This is a genomic window from Bacillus sp. CH_48 (genome assembly GCF_038008465.1).
GTDB classification, from domain to species: Bacteria; Bacillota; Bacilli; order Bacillales; family Bacillaceae_G; genus Bacillus_A; species Bacillus_A thuringiensis_S.
Genome location: NZ_JBBOZF010000001.1, coordinates 1,789,108 through 1,815,023 on the forward strand (window position 1 = coordinate 1,789,108; position 25,916 = coordinate 1,815,023).

A 25,916-nucleotide genomic window follows, 5' to 3' on the forward strand; every position below is an offset into this window, starting at 1 on the left:
CGTATATAAATGAAGGTCGATCGTTCGTTGGGGGATGGACGTGAAATTACTTTCAGCTAAGGGGTATTGTCTGATATATAATTTATACGGCAATAAATAAGCACAGAGCATACGGCGCTCTGTGCTTATTTTTATTTATCTTTTTTAAATCGAACTGTCTTATCCCAGCCGATGACTTGTTTCTTGCTCTTTGCACGTAAATATAAGATTAAGCTGCGAATAAATAAGTACGTAAAGAGCTGTGCATACGTAAAGTACATAATAACGCTAATAAAAATATTAGTCGGTGTAAAGGTTCGTTCGACACTCTGGGCACTAAATAATTGTGAAACATATGTAATATATGCTACATACCACATAAATAGTAGCGGAATGCTATATTGAATTTGGAATATCCCGAGTAGCCCAATTACAAACCAAACGTTTGAAATGATTAGGAATAGCCAAAATACAACATACACTAGAACTTGTTGTAAGGAATGAACGAGCAGTTTTCCTTTAAAGAAACTTAATGACGAGAACATTTTTTCTAAAATGTATAAATTTCCTTGGAGCCAACGTGTACGTTGTTTAATAAGAATTTTTAAATGCTCTGGTTCTTGTTCCCAAGTAACTGATTCTGGGACGATTGGTAAGAGATAACCTTTTTGTGTAATTCGCAATGTTAATTCAGCATCTTCTGCAATTGCATAAGGGTCATAGCCACCAAGCTCTTCTAGTGCTGAGCGACGAAGAAGCATATTTGTTCCTGTTAGTGAACCCGTTTGGAATAGTAACCAGCGTCCAGATTGCATAAGGAGCTGGAAGATTTGAAATTCTAGCGAAATCATTCGCGTCAACCAGTTTCTTTTTTCATTTACAGTACGAACGTGTCCAACTGCTCCAACCGCATCTTCAGTTGTTTCAGCGTGCTCTACAAGCATTCGCAGTGCGTGTGGTTCAGGTTGGTTATCTGCATCGTAAACACAGAAGTATTCACCATCTGAAATACTAAGCCCATAGTTTAGTACACGTGATTTACCCTTCGGTTCACCGGAGGGAACACGAATGTGGCGAATATGAGCATAAGCTTTGTCGAAATCATCGCCGATTTCAGGTGTTTCATCTTGAGAGTTATCATTTAATAAATAAATAGTTAGCTTTCCTGGATATTCAATCTTCGCCATCGCCTCTAAAGTATCTTTAATAACGACCCCTTCATTATGGGCAGGTATGAAAATATCGACGCTAGGATAATGTTCTAGTGTACGATCTTTTCGTTTGCTATTTCGGTGAATTAGGCCCGCGATTGTTAAGAAAGAGTAGTAAACGAGTAAGCCAGAGAATAGAAAGGCCGTAAAAATAAGTACATATTTAATTGAAAATGTGATACTGATCCAAAAAACGAGTACGCAAAACAGAAGAAATAAAAGAAGTATAACGAGAGTCATCATAACAATGTCTGTCCTTTGTTTCCAATTTGCTCGCGTGAAATTTTTATATCTTGGATTGCTTCAGCTGCAAGCCATTTTTCTAATTTTGGCTGTAGACGGTTCATTACTATATCTGCACCAGCCTCATTTGTGTTCTGTAATAAAATAACTAATGTACTCTCATCATATTCAGCAGCAAGGTCAAAATCATTCCTTACCGTTTCAACTAATAAGGAAGCTACACGATCCATAACACTTTCCTTCGTATATTTACTAAAGGAAGTGAAATCAAAGTAAACGATAACGCCTGTTTCATTACGACGATTCATTGCAGTCGTTAATAACGCTTGGCGTCTCTCGAATTCTTGTCTAGTTAATAATTTTGATTGTCCAATATATTGTTCCAACGTTCTCACACGCTCAGTTAAAGTTTTATTTTCATGAATCACTTTTTTCAATAGGTGAGTTGTTATATATACAATGAAGAAGTTAGCTACCATCAGGAAGTGGGTAATCATATATTGCCATTGATCTGATGTACTCCATAAATGAAGCCATGCTTGATAAAATAAATAAAATACGGAAATAATGGTTCCTAGTATGAAGAAAATAAATGCTGTTTTATCAGCTAAAAATAAGAATAGTACATTTACGATTACGTATATTATTGTAAAAATGAGCGCATGCTCATAATTCGTCACATGTACAGTAGTAAAATAAAATACAATTTGTAGAATCCACATAGAGAGGATTTTATAGAACTTATCTTTCACAAAACTTTCCTCCTTAAAGCTATTTCATCCATAGATACTTGTAGTATGCGCAATTATTAAGAAATTGACTATGTCGTTAAATTCTTTTGAAGGGCAACAACAAGTAGTATCTCTATTTTCATAAGAAAAATAAAAAGACTTAAACATTATTGTATCATAATGTCCTCATATTTGGGATAAGGTGATTGATAGATACATAAAAGGCGTTTGGAGTGCATGAAAAAAGTCTTCTCTTGGAGAAAGAGAAGACTCTATATAAGTTTATAGGAACATCATACCTGCAACTGCTGCATTTAAGAAGTTAGCTAATGTACCAGCGATAACTGCTTTAATCCCTAATTGTGCAATTTGTTTACGGCGAGTAGGAGCTAGCGTTCCTGTTACACCTAATTGAATTGCAATAGAAGAGAAGTTTGCGAATCCACAGATTGCGAATGTTAAAATTAGATTTGTTTTGTCAGAGAACTCTGCCATATGTGGTCCTAAGTTTGCGTATGCAACGAATTCGTTGATTGCAAGTTTTTGACCGATAAAGCTTGCTGCTTGTACAGCTTCACCTGGAGAAACCCCGATTAAGATTGCAAATGGTGATAATAAGTAACCGAAGATTAAATCAAGGCTAAGTTTAATATGGAATAAAGACCCAACTAATCCTAATAGACCATTTAATAAAGCGATTAATGCAATGAAAGCCATTAACATTGCTGCTACGTTAATAACAAGTTGCATACCTTCAGATGCACCACGTGCAGCTGCGTCGATAACGTTTGCGTCTTCACGTTCTGTAGAAAGTTCAACGTTATTATCTACTTTTTCTGTCTCTGGCATGATTAGTTTCGCAATTAATAAGCTTGATGGAGCTGCCATAATTGCAGCTGCTAATAAGTGCTCTAACGGAATACCCATTGCTGCATAGCCGACAAGAACTGATCCGGCAACAGCTGTCATACCGCTTACCATAATAGTGAAGAATTCACTATTTGTTAAGCGTGCTAAGTAAGGTTTAATTAAGATTGGAGCTTCAGTTTGTCCTAAAAATACAGTCGTTACTGAGTTTAAGCTTTCTGCTTTAGAAGTTCCAAGAAGTTTACTTAATGCACCACCAACGACGCTAACAAATTTCTGCATAATACCGAAATGATATAAGATTGCTACTAATGAACTAATAAATACGATTGGAAGTAGTGCTTGAATAAAGAATACAAATCCCCAAGGTCCTTTTGCGTTGACTAAATCCCCAGCAACGAACTTAATTCCCTCGTAAGAAAAATTAATTAATCCTTGAACACCGTCAGCAGCGTGTTTTAAACCTGCTTTACCAGCATCCCATCGTAATACGATAAATGAAAATGACATTTGTAATGCTAGCGCAATTAAAATTGTGCGCCAATTAATAGCTTTGCGGTTGGAAGATAGTAAGAAAGCAATTGCTAATACTCCAATCACGCCGCCAATTCCCCATAAAAGATTCATGCAGTGTATGCTCCTTCCTCATAGTAAAAACAGTGTATAAACCAGTTGTCTATACATTTACGAATATAACATCTTAAGTAACTTATCATAATGGACATCGGAGGTCAAACGTCTAATGAAAAGTTTAAATAAAAAGAAAATTCTTCAAAAAAACACATATAAAATAAATAGACATGAAATAGGTTATGTTTTTTATGAAAATATATACATTATGATAACGTTATGCATTGTTTTTGCAGAATAAAGTGTATGAAATAGAAGAATGGATACATTATTTTTGTAGAGAGAAACTAGGGGAAAGGGAGTAATGTGTTGAACTTGTAACAAAAAAGCCTTCTAGTAAACTAGAAGGCTTTGAAACTATTAATTAAGGTGCTTTCGTGTATCCTAAGAAGTGGCTCTTCCAATAAGAGTTACTTAATGAAGCGATTGCTACACCTTTATCTCCAGCTTGGATAAATGATCCGCCCCCAAGGTAAATACCCATGTGAGAAGGACCAGATTTATAAGTGTTTTGGAAATAAATTAAGTCACCAGGTTGTGGACTTGAAGTTTTTGGTAGGCTACTCCAATATCCCGCAACACTTTGACGGCTAATGTTATGACCAAATTTCTTAAATACATGGTAGATGTAGCCACTGCAGTCTACGCCGTTAGCAGAAGTTCCGCCCCAAACGTATGGTACACCTTGCATTGATTTTGCATATGCAAGTACGGAAGAACTGTCGCCACTATTATTGCCTGTATTATTATTGTTGTTATTGTTTTGATTGTTATTTTGGTTATTGTTAGGCTTATTATCTACTGCGCCTCCAACTGGTGTTTTAGATAGGTAACGTGTTCCGATATAACCAGTTTGACCGTTGTAGTTAATTTTGCTCCATCCAGAGTTTTCAGAGATTACTTGAACCTTCTGTCCTTGTGGAAGTGCACCTATGATTCTATAATTTGTACCTTCGCCGCTACGTACATTTAGTGCAGAAGCATTAATGTAGTAGTCGCCAATTGCACCTTGGTTAGGTTTTTCAGGTTGTTTTGGTTGCTCAGGAGTAGTAGTGCCACCTTTAACGAATTTTACAAATTCGCTACTAACAAAGCCTGTTTTTCCTTGGTAATTTACTTTAAACCAACCGTTTTCAGATCCAACTACGTTTAATGTTGTACCGTTTAAAACACCACCAATTACACTATGGTAAGCAGCAGGGCCTGTACGAACACGTAAAGATGTAGCGTTAACCACGTAAGAACCGCCAGTTTGAATAGTTCCATTATTATTGTTTTGCTCTTGTTTGTTGCCTTCTGTAACGTTATCGTTAGAACCGCCTTTTGTTACGTAGTCTTTGCTTATATAAGCAGTTTGTCCTGCGTAATTGATTTTGAACCAATCTTGAACTTCCCCAACAACTTGTACTACTTGTCCTTTTGTAACAGAACCTACAGTTGTGTGAGAAGTACTAGGACCTGTACGAACACGAAGGGAAGATACATTTACTGTATAGTTTCCGCTTGCTGGTTTTACTTCTTGGTTGTTATTGTTATTATTCGTATTGTTGTTTGAAGAACCCGCATTAGAAGAAACGCCAGATACGAATTCGCCACTTACATAACCTACTTGTCCATTATGGTTAATTTTCACCCAACCATTTTCTTGTCCAATTACGTTTAATGTTTGTCCTGCATATACACGTCCAGAAACAGAACTAGAAGTGTTAGGAGCTGTACGTACACGTAATACATCAGCAGTAACTTTATTGTTTCCGCCTGTGCTTACATTGTTGTTTGTTGCTCCACTTTTTGATACAAATTCGCCACTAACAAAGCCTGTTTTTCCGTTAATGTTAATTTTGAACCAACCATTTTCTTCGCCAATCACGTTTAGTGATTGACCGTTATAAACGCGTGAGATGATGTCGTGAGAAGTGCTTGATCCCGCACGAACATGTAATACGCTCGCGTTTACCTTATAAGATGAGTCGTTTGATGCAGAAGCTTGGACAGTTGTAGCAGCTTTTTGTGTATTTTGTTCAGGTGCAGCTTGAACACTATCAAGTGTAGGTGCTGCTCCTCCTGCTACAGACACTGCCGCAAGACCGGCAAGATACTTTTTCATAATTTGTCGATTCCTTTCTGTCTGTAATGTAGTGAAGAAATATTTACCAACTGTTAAAAATTCTAAAGAGCATGTCGATTACTGTCAAGACTTATGTAGGAATCTGAATATGACAAAAAGATTACAAAAAAAATCAAGGCATAAATTTACACCTTGATTTCCATTTAAATGTATATATTGAATATAAAAGGACAGAAATTATTCGTGTTTAAGAAGATGCCATATTGGATTGTAACAAGATTTGATTAAAAGATTTTTGCAGTTTTTTGGTGATAGGCCCAACTTGCCCATCTTGAATCGCGGTTCCATCAAGGTGGGTCATTGGTAAAATTTCAATCGTTGTGCCTGTAAAAAAGCATTCATCTGCTTGATAAACGTCACGAACGCTGAAAAGTTCTTCCTGTACAGGAATGTGAAGAGTATTCGCTAAAGAAAGGACATATTGACGAATAATGCCATTTAGAATAAGGTGATTGGCTGGATGTGTGTAAAGAGTTCTGTTTTTAATTAAAAAGAAGTTGGAATGGCTTCCTTCCGTTACGATACCATTCCTTATGAGAAGTGCCTCTTTACAGCCTTTACGTTCAGCTTTCGTAGCAGCTAGTACGTTTGGTAATAAATTTAATGATTTAATGTCACAGCGTAGCCATCGAGTATCAGGTTCTGATATAGCGCGTATACCATATTCAATCCATAATGCTGGTCTTTCTTTTTTTGTAATATAGGCATAAATTGTCGGAGGGGTGTCATATGAAAATACATGTGTGCGAGCTTGTACACCGCGAGATACTTGCAAATAAATTGTGCCATCTTCGTGGAAATGGTTTCGTTCAATTAATTTGTAAAGTAAAGTGATGAGTTCAGCTTTTGAGAAAGGAAGCGATAATTCTACTTCTTCCATGGATCGATATAATCTTGTTATGTGCGGATCTAATAAGTGAAAGTTCCCTTTATATAGGCGAATAACCTCGTAGACACCATCTCCGAATTGCAAACCTCTTTCTTCAAGTTCTATGTACGTTTGTTGTTTTGTTGTATCAATAACTTCATCATTCCAAAGTACAAATTTTTCGTATGCCAATTTCCGTCCCATCCTTTCGTAAGTACGTAAATAACGTGAAACTTTCATTCATGCGAGATAAAAATCACTATAGTAATTTTTATGTAAGCAATTCTCTATATATGACCGTATATGTATTTGTAAATCATAGAGAAGTAAGGACGATTTCCCCCGCATTAACGGGCTGATTAAAGTTTCACTTTACAGCATTTTGTATATACAAATTCGAAAATAAGAAATGAGAATCCTGCTTTTAAATAAAAAAAAGCAACATTCTTATGGAATGCTGCACAAGGAGGGTAGCTATCTTTCATAGGGACATTGTCTCGTTGAATGCTTTGTGTATGGAAACAAAGCATGTTGAAAGACAATTATAAGAAAGTAGAAACAAAAGATTTACACATTTCTTTAAGGGATCTTACGAAAGATGAGAGGTAAGAAATATGTAGAACCTTGTTTACATATTTTATTATAGAGATTCTTCATTAACCCTATGTGAATATTTGGTAAAGGTTATGTAATTTTAAAGTTAATGAATATAAGCAGTTGTATGGAAGAAAATAAAAAAAGAGGCTGAGATTACTCAGCGCTCTTCTTTTCTTCTTTAATAGCTGTTTTTACTTCACCAGTTTTGATCTTATTACTTTCAGAGAAGCGAAGTAAGTCACCTTCAATGATTTTATCAGACATGTGCAATTCATTTTGGGCACGATCAATTAGTGGTTGAGATTCTTCTTTCGGTAATTGTAAAACTTCGCCAGTAGCACGGTCGTAGAATGTACTGTTTGTGTACATGTATTTATCTGTAATGAAGCTACCGTCACGAAGAACAACAAATCCTTTATTATCAGGTGAGAATACATCATGACCGAATCGAACGTCATTTGTAGAATCTACACCAAGTAAGTTTAGAATAGTTGGTTTAATATCAATTTCACCAGTTGGTTTCGAAATTGTTTTACCTTCTTTTTGACCTGGAACGTGAATAAACATCGGTGTTTTTTGTAAGTTCATATGGTCAAATGCAGTGATTTCTTCTTTTCCTAAGAACTGTGCCATTGCACGGTTATGGTTTTCAGAAATACCGTAGTGGTCACCGTAGAATACGATTACTGAGTTGTCGTAAATACCTTCTGCTTTTAGACGCTCAATAAAGTGTTTCATTGCTTCGTCTAAGTAACGAGCAGTTACCATGTAACGGTCAAATACTCCATCACCAGAATTATATTCGTCGATTAATTTTGTACTGTCATCGTAAGTGAATGGGTAATGATTCGTTAAAGTAAGGAAGCGAGTATAGAATGGTTGCTTCACTTCTTTCAACATATCAATAGATTGATCGAAGTATTCGATATCTTTTAATCCCCAGTTTAATTTTGTTTCCGGCGTAATCTTGTAATCAAGCTCGTTGTAGTAACGATCATAACCAAGTGCTGGATACATAATGTTACGGTTCCAGAATGTTGCGTTGTTTGCGTGGAATACCGACGTGTGATACCCTTGCTGACGTAAAATTTCTGGAGTTGCTGTATATTCATTGTTACCGTGTGTGAAGAATACAGCACCGCGGTCTAGTGGATATAAAGAAGTATCTACTAGGAATTCAGCATCAGATGTTTTACCTTGCCCAGTTTGATGGAAGAAGTTATCAAAGTAATAACTTTCTTTCGTAAATTGGTTTAAGAACGGTGTAACTTCTTGTCCGTTAACTGTTGCGCCAATTAAGAATGTTTGTAATGACTCAAGAGAGACAACAATTACGTTTTTCCCTTTTGCAGTACCGAACATATTTGGATCTGGTTTACTTTGTGTTGTTTTCACGTAGTTTTCTGTTTCTTGTAATTTACTACCGTCAGCGAATGCTTTTTGTGAACTTGATTTCGCTTGTAAGCCAAGATCGTATACTTGGTGTACATATAATCCTAAGTTTTTAACAAGCATAACGCGGTCGAATGAACGTGTTAATAGTTCTGGGCGTTCAGCTTCTGCAAGTCCTAAGTTTGCGAAGAAAATAGCAACTGTTGATACGAAGTATAGAGAACGCATCGGGCGTGCTACACGCTCTGTAGGTGCAAAGTTTTTCATTTTCTTCAATAGAACGAAGAATACGATAATGTCTGCGAATGCAAGAATAATTTTGTAGTTAAATAATTCTTTCACACTAGAACCTAAACTTCCGAAGTTAGATGTTTGTCCGAGTACTGGTAAAGTAACGAAGTCATTGTAGAATCCGTAGAACATTACGTTACCAACAAGAACGATTGTTAAGACAAAATTAATTCCAAGTGCTATATAGTTACGTTTTTTCCCTTTTGCAAATAATGCAAGACCAACAAGCAGTAATGATGCTGCTAATGGGCTAAGGAATAAAATGAATTCTTGCATGAAAGATTCAAGTTTTAAATCAAAGCTTGTGCGTGTAATAATGTAAGTTTTCAGCCATAAGGCTAAAGCTACGAATACAGTGAAACGCACATTTTGAAATTGCGATTTCAAGGTTTCTTTCATTCATTTCCACCCTTTCTCTATCAGGCTTGGTCGATTTTGGAGCGAAAAATGCTAAAATAAAAAATACATAGTTTTCTTGGCCATAATTAAAGGTTCTATATTCACCCATATACGACTATAACTATGCATACCCTTTTGGTTTCTTTTGTTGCTCATAAGCATAACGTCATTTCTGTATTATACAACAAAATTCATTTCTGAGAAACACTATAACATTTTACATTTTTTGTATAAGGTTTGTCACTACCAGAGAAAACTTTAACATTCGTTTATATGTCCGTCAACTAGAAAATATAACAAAGATAGAGCAGAATGTTAAGTGGAAGTGAAAATTTCTTTGTTGAGAAATAAGAAACGAAGATGGATAAGGGTTATCTAGAAATCTATTATATGAAGGAAATCGTGTAAAAATTAACGAACACTTGTTCTTTTTTGGTTTGTTTGTTACAATGAAAGTTCATTGATAGGTTTTGTGTAATTTCCATGAACTTTTACTGATAACATATTGTAGCTTATTTCTTTTTAAAAATAGGGAGGCTTTTACATGAAACAAAAATTTTCAGTTGAAGCGTTTTGGAAGAAAGTAAAACATGTTGCAAAGCAAGCAGGGCAGTCGGTCATTTATACAAGTTTATTACTGTTTTACGTTTTGCAAAGACCCGATGTTCCAAAACGAGTGAAAATTATTGTAATTGGAGCACTTGCTTATTTTATTGCACCGATTGATGCGATTCCAGATTTCATTGCTGGAATTGGCTATACGGATGATTTAGGGGCGTTAACGGCCGCACTAATACAGGTGTCGTTATACGTCAATGAAGATGTGAAAGATAAGGCACGAGTGAAGTTGGCAGAATGGTTTGGTTCGGATATAGACACAACATTTATCGATCAGAAATTAGGTCAATAGGTGAAATCTGTCATAAGGTGACAGGACGAACGTAAGCGAGGAAGTGCATTATGCCATCAGGAAGAACGCATACGAAAATAAACTTAATATCCCTTCCGGTTGTTTTGTTTTTGCTCTTTTCGTATGGATTAACAAATTTTGATTTTTTATTAACTTTTGCAATTGGTTTTTTAGTAGGTACTTCATTTTTAACACCAGATTTAGATACGTACAGTAATGCTTATAACAAATGGGGTTTCTTACGTATATTTTGGTATCCTTATAAGAAAGTAATGCCACATCGATCTTTCTTTACGCATACGATTATACTTGGTGATGTGATTCGTATTGCGTACATGTTAATCGTCTTTTCTCCATTTTTATTCCTATTAAATGTAATCGCACTGGATGGTAATTTAATAGAAATTGCGAAGAAACATGAGGTTGAAATTGTAACGTTCTTAATGGGAATTGTTGTGGCAAGTACGCTCCACATTATAGCGGATAAGGTGAATACGCGCCGAAAGAAAATGATGAGAAAAAAGAAGAAACGCAGAAGATAAAGTAACTAATCGGGAAAAGGACCCTTGCAATTTGCAAGGGTCCTTTTTTAAACAAACGTTTGTTTAAAATTAAGCTTTCAGTACTTTAATTCCTTTTACAATGTTCCAGATGAAGTAGTATAAGCTGATGATTCCGCAAATAGCTAAGACAATCATTGCTCCAATTCCAAGTGTTACATCTGGTTGGTCAGATCCTATGCCCATAATTCCTAAAATGGTTAAGCCGATAAATGTAGCGATACTTGGAATGATGTGTGTCCATAGAGCACGTTTTGCGTGTGGCTTTGTTTCAGCGTCTCCTACAATCCAAACGATAATAGGGAATAAGATAGGGGCAAATAGTACACTAAAGTATGATAACGCAGCTAATATTTTATTTCCGTTCATATATATCACCTCATGAATAATGTCTGTTGTTATACTATTATTATGCAATAATTTAGGTAAGCTTTCTATCGATGAACATTACAAGAACATGACGATTTTGTAAGATTTTTTTGTTAAATGATAAAATTTTCAAAAAAATCTTTTTTAATGGAAATTGTTATGGTACAGTATAAATGGAAGTTGTTGAAAACGTTTTCTTGAACGTTTTTTTATTTTTAGGCTTAAAGGTATGATGACCTGATAGTCTATTGATAAGATTGTATTTATTTAAAAGGGGATTCTTTAGGGGGAGAGGACAATGAACACATGGACACAAGTTTATGATCCGTTCGGTAATATTTGGATTTCAGCAGCAGTAGCACTTATTCCGATTATCTTTTTTTTCTTAGCTTTAGCGGTTTTTCGCATGAAGGGGTATGTGGCAGGATTTATTACAGTTGTACTTACAGTTTTAGTAGCATTATTCGCTTATAAAATGCCGTTCACGATGGCAATGGCAGCAACCGGGTACGGTTTTTTGTACGGGTTATGGCCAATTGCTTGGATTATCATTATGTCGGTATTTTTATATAAAATTTCTGTAAAAACAGGTCAATTCGATGTGATTCGTGCATCGGTATTATCGATTACGAACGATCATCGTTTACTCGTTATTTTAATTGGATTTTCATTCGGAGCATTTTTAGAAGGAGCGGCAGGATTTGGAGCGCCAGTAGCGATTACAGCAGCGCTTCTTGCTGGTCTTGGGTTAAATCCTTTATACGCAGCAGGTCTTTGTTTAATTGCAAATACTGCACCAGTGGCGTTCGGAGCGATGGGAATTCCGATTACAGTTGCTGGACAAGTAACAGGTATTGATCCACATAAAATTGGACAAATGGCTGGGCATCAATTACCGTTCCTATCATTATTTGTTCCATTCTTTATCGTATTTTTAATGGATGGATTTAAAGGGGTAAGACAAACGTGGCCTGCGTTACTTGTAGCAGGTAGTTCATTTGCGATTACGCAGTTCATTACAGCGACGTTCTTAGGACCGGAACTTCCGGATATTACGTCAGCACTTGTAAGTTTAGTGAGTTTAGCACTGTTCTTAAAAGTTTGGCAGCCGAAAGAAATTTATCAATCCGGGCAAGCAAATAATGAGGTAGCAGCAGCAACAACGACAGCAGCATCGATGCCGAAATTAACGTTTGGAAAAGTAGTGAAGGCATGGTCCCCATTTATCGTATTAACGGTTATGGTAGTCATTTGGAGCCAAAATTTCTTTAAGGCATTATTTGCTCCAGGAGGGGCTTTAGCAAGTCTTGTATTTAAGTTTGAAATTCCAGGTCTGCATAATCTAGTAATGAAAGCAGAGCCAATTGTAAATAAACCAACGCCTTACGAGGCAATTCTAAAGTTTGATGTATTATCGGCAACTGGAACAGCGATTTTAATTGCTTGTATCATTTCCATGTTTATTTTGAAAATGAATGTAAAAGATGCAGTAGTGACATTTAAAGAAACGTTAAGCGAATTAAAAATGCCAATTCTATCTATCGGATTTGTACTAGGGTTTGCATTTATCGCAAACTATTCTGGCCTATCTTCTACGTTAGCGTTAGCATTAGCTGGAACGGGCGGACTATTCCCGTTCTTCTCACCATTCTTAGGCTGGATTGGCGTATTCCTAACAGGGTCTGATACGTCAGCGAATGCATTATTCTCAAATTTACAAGCAATTACAGCGCAGCAAGTCGGCGTATCTGAAGTGCTTCTCGTTGCAGCAAATACAACGGGGGGTGTAACAGGAAAAATGATTTCACCGCAATCGATTGCGATTGCTTGTGCGGCAGTTGGACTTGCTGGAAAAGAATCAGATTTATTCCGCTTTACAGTGAAGCATAGTTTATTTTTCGTAATTATTGTTGGTATTATGACGTATGTACAGGCATATTATTTAACGTGGATGATTCCATAAAAAACAAAAGAAATAAACTTTGAATTTTTCAGATTATAGTGTATGATGGGAAAGTATTGAAAATTAAATCAGTGATAAACTAGGGGTGCCTAACGTATGCGTAGGCTGAGAGAGAAGCGCGTGAACTTCTTAACCCTTTGGACCTGATCTGGCTCGTACCAGCGTAGGGAAGTTAACGGCTTTACATAATGATGTCTTTATGAGCCAGGTCCTTATTTTTTTATGGACCTGGCTCTTTTTATTTTGGCATGCGCTGGCCATATCTTGTCCTTGTCACGAACAGGGGGGCAACAAAATTTATGAAACAATCTGTTTCAGCTGAGCAAATTGAATTGAAATCGAGTTTACCAGGGAGTAAGAAAGTATATGTGGATGGACCACGAGAAGGTATGAAAGTGCCGATGCGTGAGATTGAACAAAGCGAAACGAATGGCGTCCCAAATCCACCAATCCGTGTGTATGATACGAGCGGTCCTTATACAGATCCTGCGTATAAGGTCGAGCTGGAAAAAGGCATTCCAACGCCGCGCCACTCCTGGATTATGGGGCGTGGTGATGTAGAAGCATACGAAGGGCGTGAAGTAAAACCAGAGGATGACGGTGTGAAAGTGGCTTCGAAACATACACCTGTTTTCACGCAAATGGATCGTAAGCCGCTTAGAGCAAAGCAAGGTGCAAATGTTACGCAAATGCACTATGCACGTAATGGCATTATTACGTCTGAGATGGAGTATGTTGCGATTCGTGAAGGGGTAGAGCCGGAGTTTGTTCGTAAGGAAATCGCAGAAGGCCGCGCTATTTTACCAGCGAATATTAATCATCCAGAAGCTGAACCGATGATTATCGGGCGTAACTTCCATGTGAAGGTCAATGCAAATATCGGAAACTCTGCTGTATCTTCTTCTATTGCAGAAGAAGTAGAGAAGATGACGTGGGCTACTCGCTGGGGTGCAGATACGATTATGGATTTATCTACAGGTAAAAATATTCATACGACGCGTGAGTGGATTATTCGTAACGCGCCTGTACCAGTTGGAACTGTACCGATCTATCAAGCGCTGGAAAAAGTAAACGGAATTGCAGAAGATTTAACGTGGGAAGTATATCGTGATACGTTAATTGAGCAGGCGGAGCAAGGCGTTGATTACTTTACGATTCACGCTGGTGTATTGCTTCGTTACATTCCAATCACGGCAAAGCGTACGACAGGTATCGTTTCACGCGGTGGTTCGATTATGGCGCAGTGGTGTTTATTCCATCATAAAGAAAACTTCCTATATACTCATTTTGAAGAGATTTGTGAAATTATGAAACAGTACGATGTTTCGTTCTCTCTTGGAGATGGATTACGTCCAGGGTCTATTGCAGATGCAAATGATGAAGCACAGTTTTCTGAGCTTGAAACACTTGGTGAATTAACCAAAATTGCTTGGAAACATGATGTGCAAGTTATGATCGAAGGACCTGGACACGTACCGATGCACTTAATTAAAGAAAATATGGAGAAAGAGCTTGATATTTGTCAGGGCGCGCCGTTTTACACACTTGGGCCACTAACGACAGATATTGCACCAGGTTATGACCATATTACATCGGCGATTGGAGCTGCGATGATCGGTTGGTTTGGAACGGCGATGCTTTGTTATGTAACGCCGAAAGAACATTTAGGTTTACCGAATAAAGATGATGTACGCACGGGTGTTATTACGTACAAAATTGCAGCGCATGCGGCTGATCTTGCGAAAGGACATAAAACGGCTCATCAGCGTGATGATGCACTTTCAAAAGCACGCTTCGAATTCCGTTGGCGCGATCAATTTAATCTATCTTTAGATCCTGAACGTGCGATGGAATATCACGATGAAACGTTGCCTGCAGAAGGGGCAAAGACAGCTCACTTCTGTTCAATGTGTGGACCGAAGTTTTGTAGTATGAGAATTTCACATGATATTCGTGAATATGCAAAAGAAAATGATTTAGAAACGACAGAAGTAATTGAAAAAGGAATGAAAGAGAAAGCAGAAGAATTTAAAGAAGCTGGTAGTCATTTATATCAATAACACGTTACACCTCTTTACTTGATTGATCACACTGTAGTACCTAACTTTATTATAGAAGAATCCCCATTTGCTAAGACGGTAGCAAATGGGGATTCTGTTGTTTATCCCGCTATTTGTGGGCAGTAAGACCCCCACCTCAAAATTCAGCGGAAGCAAAGAAGTTAGGTCGGGGTCGGGCTGCCCGTAAAAGCCCGATTGGTTAGGGCTAATAATCAGTGGGGGATGAACAAAACCCCCACTGATTAAAGTTTCACTTTATAAGGCAAAGAAGAGGTGTACCCAGTAGAATAAGAGGAATAGTGTGACGACTGTTGTGAGCGGGATAACGATAAGGGATACACTTAAATAGTCTTTCCATTTTACTTTAATTTTGTTTTGTTTCAGAATATACATCCAAATGAGTGAAGCTAGCGTACCAATTGGTAGTAATAGTGAACCGATGTCACTACCAATGATGTTTGCGAGATAGATTGTTTTTAATGTGACTGGATCTAGTCCCATTTCTGTTAATGTGATCGTACCAATCATAAGGGCAGGATGGTTATTGAAGACGTTAGAGAGGATGGATACAAGTCCGCCCATCGCAAAGCTAGCATAGAGTAGATGCTGATTCACAACTGGCTCGAGCCATTGTACAAGTGCAGCTGTTAATCCTGCGTTGTGGAGTCCGTAAATAATGACGTACATAGAGAAGGCGAAAATTAAAATGTGCCACGGTGTCTTTTTCAAAATGTCGACAGGATTTGTTCGTAAGTAGTACCATCTCCAAATGAGAAGAACGAGTGAACCGAGTACCGCAACGATTTCAATTGGTATGGATAAGAAGGATGCAACGAATAGAAGACAGCGCATAAGGAAGACAAAACCTAATACTTTTAACATGAATCTTGTCCGTTTTTGTTTCGTATCAACAGAATTATTTCCTTTTAGTGGATGGAAGTTTTTCGTGAAAAAAATTTCTTCAATATCATATGAAGAAACAGGTAATTTTTTCGGAAGTTTTTTCTTCAAAACTGTATACATGAGCCATGACATAAATAATAAGCCTAATGTTGCAGGTACAAACATCATAGCAGTATGCATATAAAGAGTCATATTAACGATATTTAATGCAATTAAGTTTACGATATTACTTACACCAATTGGTGCACTAGACGCAGTAGCGATTAAAGCGCCACTTAATAAATAAGGAATTTGTTGATGTGGTTTTAATTGAAGGTTTTTTAGAAGAAGAATTAAAATTGGAGTTGTAATTAAAATACTGCCGTCGTTATTAAATAAAAGAGTCATAAGAAAACATAGTAATTGAATATACCAGTATAAACGGTGACCGGACCCTTTTGCTAAATTTGCTAGTTTCGCTGCGGACCAATGGAAGAAGCCGAAGCTTTCTAATATAACTGCCATAACAATGGTCGCTAATATTGTTATGGAGGCTCCTCCTATTTTACTAACAATATCTATGACGTCTGGTTTTGATACGATTCCTGTAAAGAGGATAATACCAGCGCCGACCGCTGCTGGCCACGCCTCATTTAAACCTCGAGGCCGCCAAAAGATAACAATCATTGTTAAGAAGAATACAATAATAGTAATCCATATTTCAATGCTCATATTTTGCCTACCTTTCTATTTTCCCTTAAACAGATGTAGCTTGTCTCAAGTTTATATTGGTAGTATATTCAGCAAAAAATAAGAAGAACTAGACGTATAACGAGATGAAGCGAATATGTGTTTTTCATGCTAAAGGACAAGTGTCACTAGTAGTGAAATAACTATTGTGATAGGAGCCTATAAATCGATTGGGCAGTAAGGTAGGAAATGAGATTTATATCGGAAATTTTTAAAATATATCGACTTAACGACAAAATATAATAAGAGGAGTCTATCCCAAAATACCTTTTGGAACAGACTCCAAGGCTATATTATTTTTCCTTCAAAAAAGTACGATCCTTCAAGAATAAATTCCAGAAGAAAATAAATCCTGGTAATAAAATTGCAATCCCAATTGCGTATAGAATGAGCAGTGCATAGAACGTTTCTTTCGTTGTAAAGCTTGTAAATACAGTTACGTCAGGATAAATAATATACGGTAAATGCGCGACCCCGTAAGCATAGCTTGCAAATGCATATTGAGCGACGACAGCTAAAACAGCAATGCGAGGGAATCCTAGTGTGTTATACTTCTTGTTTGTCCACCAAAGGGACGAGTATCCGATAACGAATAGAACAATAGAAACTGTAAACCATGGGAATTGCTTTATTAATCCTTGCATAAGCCAATGTGTTTCTGGATCCATTACAACGAGAGCGATAATCGCCGTAACAAGTGTTGCAGGGCCAAGTATGATAGCATTCCTTCTATAAAGTTTGTATGCATCTTCTGAACCTTGCTCTCTCGCAAAATCAGCAAGAAAGAGAGAGGAGAGAAATAGTTCAGACGTTAGTCCGAAGAGCATATAACAATAGATAACCGGGCTAGAAAGAAGTTTTCCATACAGGAGTACTTCTCTTCCTTCAGACATTGTAATATACGCTCCCTCTGTAACGGGTAAAACGGTAATTAATAGTGCTGGAATTAAGAGACCAGTAATACCTGAAATAACCCGAAGAAGGTACTGATATTTTGGCAAGGAGTAAGCAAATACCATAAATGTACTACGTACTGCAACGAGTACTAAAATTAACATAACTGGTACGAACATAACGGTTGCAAGAGTAAAGGCCGCTTTCGGAAAGAAGCCGAGAAATGCGACAACGACGAAAACGAGAAACGTATTTGTTACTTCCCAAGTTGGTGATAAGTACCGATTGGCAAGTTTGGCAGCGAGCGTTGGATGTTTTGCGTATACCATGCCCCAAAAACCAGCTCCAAAATCGATGGATCCTAATATACTGTATACGAAAATAAGGGCCCATAAGATGATGATTGCAATACTTTCCTCATGCACGAGAATCGCCTCCTTGGTGTTGTAAATCATTCTTTAATGGATGTCTTCTAAAGAATGTCCGTAGAACAAAGACTGTTAAAATAGCGAGTCCAATATATAAAATGATGAATAAAACAAATAAAGGACCGACGAAATCAGCGCGAGTAGAAGCATCGACTGTACGTTGCATACCATAAATTGTCCATGGCTGACGACCGCTACAACTGAAAATCCATCCGAATTCAATACCGAGCATCATAATTGGTCCGCATGCGGCAGCCCCCCAAAGTAGCCACTTCGGTAGTTCTGTCCCCTTTTTTCGGTAAACGAAGTACCAATATAAGAGAGCAATTGCTGCAACTGCAAAGGTAAACGCAGCAGTGCCGACCATTAAGTTGAACAGTGTATGTGTATAAAATGGTGGCCATGTTTCTTGTGGGAATTCATTTAGACCTTTTACGACAGTGCCAGGGTCTAGTCCCACTAATAAGCTAAGCATGTTTGGAATTTCAAGTGCATAGTTTAGTTCAAGCGTATTAGGATCCACAATCCCGCCAATGGATAGCGGTGCGTGTGATGTCGTTTCAAATAAAGCTTCAGCAGATGCAAGTTTTTCAGGTGAGTGTTTATGTAGGGCGATTGCCGATTCGTGCCCTGAAAGCCACATCGTAGCGCCTGTAATAAATGTCACGACAAGCCCTAATAGTAGCCCCTTTTTATGATAAGCAATTTCACGTGTACTTAAATTTTTCTTCAATAATTTAAATCCAGCGATAGAAGCAATGACAGCCGCACCAGTTGCATAAGCCGTAATAACGACATGGAATGCACTTGTGCCAAAACTCGGATTAAAGAAAGCTTTCCAAGGATCAACGTTAAAAACAGATCCATCTGGATTCATTGAAAATCCTGCTGGTGTATTCATCCATGTATTTGCTGATGTAATAAGAACGGCGGATGCCGTGGCACCAAGCATGACGAAAAATAGCGAGATTAATCTCATAAATGGAGGAAGTTTATCGGCTGCATATACGTAAATCGACATGAATAAAGCCTCCAAAAAGAAGGCAAAAATCTCAATTTGGAAGGGAACAGAAATAACTTGCCCAACAATTTTGGCAAAACCAGGCCAAAGAAGTGAGATTTGCACACCGACAATTGTTCCAGTTGGAATTGCTACACCGAGAAGAATAGCAAACGCCTTTGTCCATCTTTTCGCCATAATGGCATAGTCGGAGTCTTTCTTCCAGTGATAGAGTATTTCGCTTATAAAAATCATCAATGAAAGTCCAACGCCAAGTGTTGCAAAGATAATGTGGAATGCTAATGAAGAACCAAAAAATGCTCTTGCTAATGTTACCGTATCCATATGTAAACTCCTCTTCTTTTTTGCCATTATTTTCTGATTGAATTGGAAGATTTATTCAAAAAAACTACCAAAAATATATATGTATTTAAAAAGTGAATATGATAATATAATGTTGTAATATTTTGAATAGAAAGAAATAAGTAGTTGCTTATATTTTGTTTGTTTTTTGCGCAGGAATCTTTTATAATCTTTTATGCGAACATAAGTTCTGTTTTTCGGAAAAGAAGTTTATGTGAAATGGAGAGGGTGTTTTATGTATCCTGAAGTCATTAAAAAGATGGCATTTTCAAAAGAGCATAGAGATTTATTATTGAAGCTATATAATAAAGAAATTACACGTCGTGAATATGATCGACTTGTACAATCGCTATATAAACCTTCTAAAGAGGTTTGTGGGGGATAGAAATGGGGGAGACAATCTAATAGATTGTCTTTTTTAAATTTATGTATGTTCTGATAAAATTAAGGTTAGCCTTACTAGGGAGGTGAAAAGATTGCGGAAACGTTTATATATAGGGATTGGAGTTATCTTCTTAATCGCTCTAGGTGGAATTGTATTTTGGTCAGCTTTACAAGGAAACCGTACAGAAAATTTTATTTTAAGACATATGGTGAATGAAAATGGAACGCTTGCCACGTATCGTTTAGTAGATACTAAGGCAGGTACGGGTGAAGCGAAGGGACGTGAAGCTTTATCAGAATCGGCGGGATTATGGTTACAATATACACTTGATAAAGATGACCAGGCGTTATTTGATGAGCAAGTAAAGGTTATTCAAGATAATTTCGTATATAAGAATCATATCGTTTTATGGAAACTCTCTGAAAAGGGAGAGAGGCAGTCAGCTACAAATGCACTTATAGATGATCTTCGTATTATAGAACAATTATATCGTGCTTATGAAATGTATAAGGAAGAGCGTTATAAAAACCTTGCCGATCAATTAAGTCATGCTGTACTTCGTTATAATAAAAAAGATAATTATTATGTTGATTATTATGATGCAGATGCAGGGAAACAAAATAATTTTGTAACAACATCATACATAAATCCGCGTGCATTCTCTTATATGAAGAAGTACGGTAAAGTTTCTGCTCAGCAATATCAGGAAATTGTTCAATTTTTAGCGGATTATCCAAGGCATGGCTGGGCATTCCCAAAAGAATATAAAGAAGATGGTACATTTAAGTACGATAAAGAAGTGAATCTTATTGACCAATCATACGTTGCATATCATCGAAGTTTAGGTGGTCTTTCATCAGCTGCTTATTTGGAATTTATAAAGAAGAGATTCCAGGAGGATGGAAAGCTATACGGTCGTTACAATTTAGAAACGGGAAAACAAACTGTGAATTATGAATCGCCAGCCGCGTATGGACTAACGATTTTGTACGTACTACAAACAGGTGATACAAAGTTTGCGAAGGAATTGTATGATCATATGTCCACATTCCGAAATGACAACGTATTTAGTAGATATTATGGTGGATATGTAACAGGTGAAAATAATAATACGCATATTTTTGATAATGTACTACCACTTTTAGCTGAAATGGAATTAAAAAAGAGTGACCAATAAAAGGTGCCACCATATGAGGGTGGCACCTTTTATTGGTTGATATAATTTTGCGTCCTAATATTAGAGAAGTAGTCAATCACGAATTCACGGAATTGCTGAGCTGTTTTTGATAAGTATCGCTTTTTTGACCAACTTAATCCGATGGTTCGCTTACAAGCGGGTTCAATAATACGCAACTTGTTTGCTGCTAAAGTAGAGTTTTTTAATAAAGTTAAATTTGGAACAAAAGCGATGCCGAGACCTTGCTTAATGAGGTCGCTAATCACTGTCGGTTCATCTACTTCAAAAGCAATATGCGGAGTGAAACCAGCTTCTTTACAAAATTCATCCGTTAAGTGCCGAAATCCATAGCCAGTATTCATACTAATAAACGGTTCGTCTTTTACTTCATGCAGGTGGATACTTTCGCGGTTTGATAACCGATGGCCTGAAGGAACGACTAAGAAAATTTCTTCTGTAATAAGTGGTTCCCAAACAATTTCTTCTCCTTCAACTGGTACAGAGGAAAGACAAAAGTCAATTTCCATATTTTCCAGTTGTCGTTTCATAGAAGGAGTAGACGCAAGAAATTGCTGGAATCGAACATTAGGATGTTCTCGTAAAAAAGAACCTAGTAGTTCTGGTAATATTCTTGGAATAGAAACGGCCATTGTAATAGAGCCTTGTTGTAATTCGGCTAAATCTTTAATTTCTCGTTCCCCTTCACTTAATTCATGAAAAATACGTTCTACCCGTTTTAAAAATACTTTTCCGAAAGAATTTAAAGTAATCTGTCGGCCTTGGCGATCAAATAAAGGGACGCCTAAATCCTTTTCAAGTCTAGCGATTGTTTTGCTGAGTGAAGGTTGCGCGATATGCAATTCTTCAGCTGCCTTTGTCATATGTTCTAGTCGTGCAACTGTCTGAAAGTATTTTAACTGGAGCAGTTCCATTTCGAATCTCCTTTCTATAGACCAAAAGGAATGAATTGATAATTAAAGATGTATTATACAGTATGGAAAGTGACGTGTATAGTAAATCTGTTAAACCATTGTAATGGTGTGAAATTAGGAGAAGGAGTATGTTTCATGAAAGGAATTCAACTTATATTTAAAGATTGGAAAGCGATGTGGCACCATAAACATGGACGTATCGCTTTAATTTTTTTATTAATCGTTCCGTTAATTTATTCAGGATTCTTCTTGGCTGGATATTGGGATCCGTACGGAAAATTAGATAAATTACCTGTTGCAGTTGTGAATTTAGATAAGGGTGCTGTGATGGATGAAAAAACAATTCATGCAGGAGACGATTTTGTTAAAAATTTAAAAGAGAATAAGGAACTGGCTTTTCATTTCGTATCAGAAAAAAATGCTGATGAAGGGTTAAAAGAAGATAAATATTATATGGTTGTTACGATTCCAGAGAATTTCTCTAAAAAGGTAAGTACACTTATGGATGAGAAACCAGAGCCAGCAAAGTTACAGTACAAAGTAAATCCAGGTAAAAACTTTGTAGCAGCTCAAATTGGAACGACAGCTGTTGAAAATATGAAAACAAAAATCTCAAATAGTATTACGAAATCTTATACAGAGGGTGTCTTTTCAAAGTTTCAAGATTTGGCACAAGGATTGAGTGATGCAAGTAATGGGGCTGAGAAGTTACATGAAGGAACGACCGATGCAAAAAATGGAGCGAATCAGCTTGCGGATGGTATTGATCGTTTAAGTGATGGGACATCGAAATTGAAAGAGGGAAGTGAAAAGCTTGCATCCAGTCAATCTGCTTTAACCGGGGGGGCAAATGAGCTGAGTCAAGGAGTGACATCACTTCATAGTGGTATGGAGTTATTAGCACAAGGTGAAAAAACGTTACAATCAGGAGTTAGTGAATTAAGTGCTGGTACAAATGAATGGGTGAGTGGAAGTGAGAAGCTTGCTGAAGGCCAAGTAAAAGCGGATGGTGCAGCTAATAGTGTAAAACAACAATTAGAAGAGTACGTGAAAAATCATCCAGAAGTGCAGCAAGATCCCGCTTTTCAAAAAATTGTTGCTACGTCTAATGGACTAGCTAAAGCAACAAGTACTTTAAATAATAGCCAACAACAATTGACACAAGGTGCGAAGAAGCTTACTGAGGGTCAACATAAGATTGAAGAAGGCATGAATACATTCGGAGTTAAGTTAAATGAAGCTACTGCTGGAACGAAAAAGGTAGCAGATGGTGCATCGAATTTAGCTGATGGATTTACGAAGTGGGGAAATGGATTTACAACAGTACAAGAAGGTGTAAATCAGCTTGCGAGTGGTGGAACGGAGCTGAATAACGGTGCTAGTAAATTAACAAATGGACTTGTTAAACTTGATGATGGTGCGAAAGAACTTTCTACGAAATTGGGAGAGGGCGCAGAGAAGATAGCGGATGTCCGTAATGATGATGCACGCAATACGATGTTCTCAGAGCCAGTTCAGTTAGTGAAGTCAACAGTTTCTGACGTTCCTAACTACGGTTCAGGCATTGCACCATATTTCTTATCACTTGCATTTTATGTTGGCGGAATTATGGCATCGAATATTTTACCTCTTGGCCGCAGACAAAATATGAAGGTAAGCGGAACGGTACATTTTATTAATAAATTAGGATTGGTATATTTAATTGGACTTATTCAAGCGCTACTCGTAGATGTAGTTGTGCTAGGTGTTATGAAACTAGAAGTTGCCAGTGTGCCACTTTTTGTTTTATCAAGTATTGTTATTTCCTTTACGTTCATGACATTTATTCTTATGTTAGTAACAGTATTTGGTCTTGTTGGAAAGTTCTTAGCGGTAACGCTTCTTGTCCTGCAATTAGCGACGAGTGGAGGTACTTTCCCAGGAGAATTAAACATAGCTGTGCTTAGCAAAATTGGACAGTTTCTCCCAATGTCCCATTCTCTTAGAGGATTACAAGATGTTATCTCTTTAGGAGATTGGTCGCAATTACAAATGCAAATTTTAATATTGTTATGTTATCTCGTTGTTGCCGGTGGAATTGCTTGGATCACGAGCCATATACAGCATAAAGAAACGAATGCAGAACAAGTTTCTTAAAATGAAATAAGCTATCCGATTTTTTCGGATAGCTTATTTTTTATTTACGTTCCATTACTGCAAAGTAATTATTTTCATTATCAGCAAAGTTGAATGCTCTACCAGTAGGTAAATCTACAACCTGTCCAACTGTGACATTTTTCTCTGAAAGATCTTTATATAGACGGTCTAAGTCATTTGAGAAGAACATAAGTGAAGGAGTACCTAAGTTTAATTCAGGTTGCATCTTCGCGATTAACGCTTTATCGTGAAGGACGATGCTTGTTCCTGCTTCTTTCGCCGGCGCAATTTCAATCCAGCGGAATCCGTTTCCGTTATTTTCTTCCGCAATGATTTGGAACCCTACTTTTTCTGTCCAAAATTGTACTGTTTCGTCTTGGTTATTTACATATAGCATAATTTGTCCAACTTGATTAATCATAGGTGTCTCTCGCTTTCTTTTTATATGCGTATCATTATATCAAATATATGGCTTGAATAGTTTTTTATGATTTTTTCGGAATACAACCTTCGTCCATTTCATCTTTGTTGTAGGAGAAGGCCCTGTAATCCAAGTATGAAATGGTATTGTGCTACAAATGACCATTGTTGAAATAGAGATAATAGCCGTTAACACAAATAGTAATAGGCTATATAATATAGTATTTTCTTGCAGTGTGAATAAAGAAAGAAACTTTGTGCATAGTTGCAAGAAGAATAAGTGAGCTAAATAAGCACCATACGTGTAATTTCCAATGAAACGTAACGTTTTATATAAGAAACCACGACGCTGTACTATCATAATAGATAACACATACAGTATGATAATTTCGCATACGATATATAAAAACATAGATGGTTTTAAATAGGTAGAAACAGTTAAATGAATAGAGTTTGCTCCGTGAAAACTAAACAACTCATAATTGATGAATAAAAATAAGATGAAAAATAATATTGTTATAAGCGGGATATGTTTCATGACGAATAGACGCCAAGTTTTTAGTGCTACAGCGGCAATGCCACCCATAACGAAATAGAATGAGTAGAATAGAAATGATCGATCTGTATAATGTAAAATTGTTGAACTTGTTAATTTTTCTCCATTAAAAATATAGTGAGAAGAGAACCACATTAATAGAAAATATAGGCACGCGAAAAAGGTCATATATTTATATATGTCTTTTTTATTTTCTGTTCGTTTTTGAAACCAATAAAAAAGTGTGCATAGTAAAGGGAACAATAAGTGAATTTGGAACATCATAATAACGTACCAAAGATGGGGCGCGGCTGTTCCGAGTAATAAACTTTTTATTCCACTTTGTAATGTAATAAGATCGTTTGTTGTTAATAGGTAAAGAATAGACCAAAAGAAATAAGGAATGAGTAAGTGTGTCGCTTTTTCAGAAATATATTCTTTATATACTAATTGCTTCGTATAGTGCCGAATTAAGTGAAATCCAACGATAAATATGAATGCTGGTGCTGAGAATTTTGCAAGGTTGAATAGCATGCCCATAATGAGAGATTGCTCAAGTAAGACATTTCCTTGATTCATTGTATATAATAAGGAACTTTGCAAAACAACAGCGAGAAATGCAATGCTTTGCAAAACTTTAAATTCTGGTGCGCTTTGAGTCATTATTTCCATCTCCTTTTCCATACATGATTATAGTACGGAGAATGGATAATGGATGTGGAATATTTGTGAAGATTGTAACAAATTTGTGGCGAGAGGAGATATCAACTTATTAACAAATAACGACAAAAAGAGGATGCTCTAAACGAGCATCCT

The 25,916-nt window shown here is 36.9% G+C and carries 20 protein-coding genes and 1 riboswitch; of the genes, 7 read left to right on the forward strand and 13 right to left on the reverse strand.

Going from position 1 to position 25,916, the window contains the following annotated elements; genetic code table 11:
• Positions 1-131: 131 nt before the first annotated feature.
• From N2V92_RS08790 to N2V92_RS08815, 6 genes are all read right to left on the reverse strand, one after another.
• Positions 132-1,433 carry a glycosyltransferase family 2 protein gene (locus N2V92_RS08790; RefSeq protein WP_000988755.1) on the reverse strand — a complete coding sequence of 434 codons (1,302 nt, stop codon included), beginning with the start codon at positions 1,431-1,433 and terminating at the stop codon, positions 132-134.
• Positions 1,430-2,185, reverse strand: a complete 756-nt coding sequence (locus N2V92_RS08795) for a diguanylate cyclase domain-containing protein (protein WP_016078172.1) — start codon at positions 2,183-2,185, stop codon at positions 1,430-1,432. The genes N2V92_RS08790 and N2V92_RS08795 overlap by 4 nt, the downstream gene beginning before the upstream one ends.
• Before the next feature lie 261 nt (positions 2,186-2,446).
• Positions 2,447-3,658 (reverse strand): NupC/NupG family nucleoside CNT transporter, encoded by a 1,212-nt coding sequence (locus N2V92_RS08800; RefSeq protein ID WP_001051018.1) that lies wholly within the window; start codon positions 3,656-3,658, stop codon positions 2,447-2,449.
• Between the two features lie 367 nt (positions 3,659-4,025).
• The gene (locus tag N2V92_RS08805) at positions 4,026-5,768 is read right to left on the reverse strand and encodes a C40 family peptidase (protein ID WP_042596720.1); all 1,743 of its coding nucleotides are present in this window, start codon (positions 5,766-5,768) and stop codon (positions 4,026-4,028) included.
• A gap of 208 nt (positions 5,769-5,976) precedes the next feature.
• A complete protein-coding gene (locus tag N2V92_RS08810; RefSeq protein ID WP_079997269.1) occupies positions 5,977-6,861 on the reverse strand; it encodes a D-amino-acid transaminase in 885 nt (294 codons plus the stop codon).
• Between the two features lie 546 nt (positions 6,862-7,407).
• A complete protein-coding gene (locus tag N2V92_RS08815; protein WP_042596717.1) occupies positions 7,408-9,336 on the reverse strand; it encodes an LTA synthase family protein in 1,929 nt (642 codons plus the stop codon).
• A 544-nt stretch (positions 9,337-9,880) separates the two neighbouring features.
• Between N2V92_RS08815 and N2V92_RS08820 the strand changes: the two genes are divergently transcribed.
• Positions 9,881-10,246 carry a YkvA family protein gene (locus tag N2V92_RS08820; RefSeq protein ID WP_000810378.1) on the forward strand — a complete coding sequence of 122 codons (366 nt, stop codon included), beginning with the start codon at positions 9,881-9,883 and terminating at the stop codon, positions 10,244-10,246.
• Between the two features lie 50 nt (positions 10,247-10,296).
• Positions 10,297-10,788 (forward strand): metal-binding protein, encoded by a 492-nt coding sequence (locus N2V92_RS08825; protein WP_001139059.1) that lies wholly within the window; start codon positions 10,297-10,299, stop codon positions 10,786-10,788.
• A gap of 69 nt (positions 10,789-10,857) precedes the next feature.
• On the opposite strand, the gene N2V92_RS08830 is transcribed toward N2V92_RS08825, so the two are convergent.
• Positions 10,858-11,175 carry a DUF4870 domain-containing protein gene (locus N2V92_RS08830; protein ID WP_001014091.1) on the reverse strand — a complete coding sequence of 106 codons (318 nt, stop codon included), beginning with the start codon at positions 11,173-11,175 and terminating at the stop codon, positions 10,858-10,860.
• A gap of 298 nt (positions 11,176-11,473) precedes the next feature.
• On the opposite strand from N2V92_RS08830, the gene lldP reads away from it, so the two are divergent.
• Entirely contained in the window at positions 11,474-13,138 is a 1,665-nt protein-coding gene (lldP, locus tag N2V92_RS08835) for an L-lactate permease (protein WP_042596715.1), read from the forward strand.
• A 71-nt stretch (positions 13,139-13,209) separates the two neighbouring features.
• A riboswitch (TPP riboswitch) is annotated at positions 13,210-13,325 on the forward strand.
• Between the two features lie 112 nt (positions 13,326-13,437).
• On the forward strand, positions 13,438-15,198 hold the full coding sequence (gene thiC, locus N2V92_RS08840; RefSeq protein ID WP_042596713.1) for a phosphomethylpyrimidine synthase ThiC: 1,761 nt from the start codon (positions 13,438-13,440) through the stop codon (positions 15,196-15,198).
• Between the two features lie 255 nt (positions 15,199-15,453).
• On the opposite strand, the gene N2V92_RS08845 is transcribed toward thiC, so the two are convergent.
• From N2V92_RS08845 to cydA, 3 genes are all read right to left on the reverse strand, one after another.
• Positions 15,454-16,812, reverse strand: a complete 1,359-nt coding sequence (locus N2V92_RS08845; RefSeq protein ID WP_000021145.1) for an arsenic transporter — start codon at positions 16,810-16,812, stop codon at positions 15,454-15,456.
• 311 nt (positions 16,813-17,123) lie between these two features.
• The gene (locus N2V92_RS08850) at positions 17,124-18,149 is read right to left on the reverse strand and encodes a cytochrome d ubiquinol oxidase subunit II (protein ID WP_000544189.1); all 1,026 of its coding nucleotides are present in this window, start codon (positions 18,147-18,149) and stop codon (positions 17,124-17,126) included.
• Positions 18,142-19,497: a cytochrome ubiquinol oxidase subunit I gene (gene cydA / locus N2V92_RS08855; protein ID WP_044798194.1), complete on the reverse strand. Its 1,356-nt coding sequence runs from the start codon at positions 19,495-19,497 to the stop codon at positions 18,142-18,144. Before cydA ends, N2V92_RS08850 begins: the two co-directional genes overlap by 8 nt.
• Positions 19,498-19,750: 253 nt before the next feature.
• On the opposite strand from cydA, the gene N2V92_RS08860 reads away from it, so the two are divergent.
• Both N2V92_RS08860 and N2V92_RS08865 read left to right on the forward strand, forming a co-directional pair.
• On the forward strand, positions 19,751-19,900 hold the full coding sequence (locus tag N2V92_RS08860) for a hypothetical protein (protein WP_000283180.1): 150 nt from the start codon (positions 19,751-19,753) through the stop codon (positions 19,898-19,900).
• Between the two features lie 91 nt (positions 19,901-19,991).
• Positions 19,992-21,077 (forward strand): hypothetical protein, encoded by a 1,086-nt coding sequence (locus tag N2V92_RS08865; protein WP_042596708.1) that lies wholly within the window; start codon positions 19,992-19,994, stop codon positions 21,075-21,077.
• Between the two features lie 29 nt (positions 21,078-21,106).
• Here N2V92_RS08865 and N2V92_RS08870 read toward each other — a convergent pair whose 3' ends face one another.
• Positions 21,107-22,009 carry a LysR family transcriptional regulator gene (locus tag N2V92_RS08870; RefSeq protein ID WP_000421919.1) on the reverse strand — a complete coding sequence of 301 codons (903 nt, stop codon included), beginning with the start codon at positions 22,007-22,009 and terminating at the stop codon, positions 21,107-21,109.
• A 135-nt stretch (positions 22,010-22,144) separates the two neighbouring features.
• Here N2V92_RS08870 and N2V92_RS08875 point away from each other — a divergent pair, with 135 nt between their 5' ends.
• Positions 22,145-24,145: a YhgE/Pip domain-containing protein gene (locus N2V92_RS08875; RefSeq protein ID WP_000676322.1), complete on the forward strand. Its 2,001-nt coding sequence runs from the start codon at positions 22,145-22,147 to the stop codon at positions 24,143-24,145.
• Between the two features lie 40 nt (positions 24,146-24,185).
• On the opposite strand, the gene N2V92_RS08880 is transcribed toward N2V92_RS08875, so the two are convergent.
• Entirely contained in the window at positions 24,186-24,566 is a 381-nt protein-coding gene (locus tag N2V92_RS08880; RefSeq protein ID WP_000610157.1) for a VOC family protein, read from the reverse strand.
• Positions 24,567-24,605: 39 nt separating this feature from the next.
• Positions 24,606-25,763: an acyltransferase gene (locus tag N2V92_RS08885; RefSeq protein WP_000194339.1), complete on the reverse strand. Its 1,158-nt coding sequence runs from the start codon at positions 25,761-25,763 to the stop codon at positions 24,606-24,608.
• Between the last annotated feature and the right edge of the window lie 153 nt (positions 25,764-25,916).